At 63.8% G+C, this 1,031-nt stretch carries 1 protein-coding gene and 1 pseudogene; both read right to left on the bottom strand.

Going from position 1 to position 1,031, the window contains the following annotated elements; genetic code table 11:
• Positions 1-246: pseudogene (locus tag C1I89_RS36075) on the bottom strand (S49 family peptidase); the annotation flags it as partial.
• A partial coding sequence (locus C1I89_RS36080) for a phage portal protein (RefSeq protein WP_102776305.1) occupies positions 243-1,031 on the bottom strand: 789 nt, incomplete at its 5' end. The gene C1I89_RS36080 and the pseudogene C1I89_RS36075, both read right to left, overlap by 4 nt.

The following is a 1,031-nucleotide window of genomic DNA, read 5'->3' on the forward strand; positions in this document are numbered from 1 at the left end:
GGTCAGGCCAGAGGCGGCTTCCATGCCGAGCGAGCGCTTGACCAGGGAGCCGTGGATGGGGATCACCGCGATGCCGTCGGGCGCTGCGGCTGCGGGAGGCCGTTGGTAGACAGCCATGTCGATGGCTGGCATGGCAGGGACATCGGCCATACCGATGCGCTGCCCGACCACGGAGAGGATCACGTCCAGCTTGGGTCGGTGAATCAGCAGGGGCGTCCCAAACAGGCGGGAGGCAAGGTAAGTCATAGTTGGGGTTCCTGGTTGTTGGGGGGCGCATCCATCGGATCAAAGGTCTGCGCCTGGTTGGCATCTGTTGGCATGGCGGTCGGCACCTGGTCATGCCGGGCATCGGAGTCGAAGACCAAACCCAGTGCATCGGCCCGGGCGTTGTCCGCCGCGATTTCGCGGTCCACGTCTTCGGCGTCGTAGCCGTTGCCAGAGATGGCTTCCGACCGGCTCATGAGGCCCGCGCGGATAGCGAGCTTCATGGCGTTGAATTCCTTTTGCGGATCCACCCAGCTCCAGCCCTGCGGAATCCACTTGGCGGCTTGGTAGGTGCGTCGATCGTTGCGGTAGCCGGGAAGATCCAGTACACCTTCCAACACCGCCTGATCCATCCAGGCACGCCAGATCGGCCGACACACCTGATGCACGATCACGCCGTGCTGCAGGGCTTCACAGCGGCGGCGAAACTCCAGCAGGCCCGCCCGGATGGAGGAGTAGTTCACTTGCGTTAGATCGCCGGTGAGCATCTCGTAGGTGATGCCCATGGCAGCGGCCACAGCACGGAATTGCTGGCGCATGAATTCGGCGTACGACGATCCCACATCAGCAGGGGCTGAGAACTTGATGTCTTCGCCTGGCTCCAGGATCTGCAGCGTGCCGGGCTCCATGCCCGCCATGGCCACGCCGTTGGGGTCCGCCGCCGACTCACCCATCAGGTTGTCTTCGGGGGCCATGCGGGTGATGAAGCCAGCGAACATGGCGGCGGTTTTCTTGCGCACCAGTTCGGCATCGTCGTACTGGTCCAG

This window comes from Achromobacter pulmonis (assembly GCF_002885955.2).
Taxonomy (GTDB): domain Bacteria; phylum Pseudomonadota; class Gammaproteobacteria; order Burkholderiales; family Burkholderiaceae_B; genus Achromobacter; species Achromobacter pulmonis_A.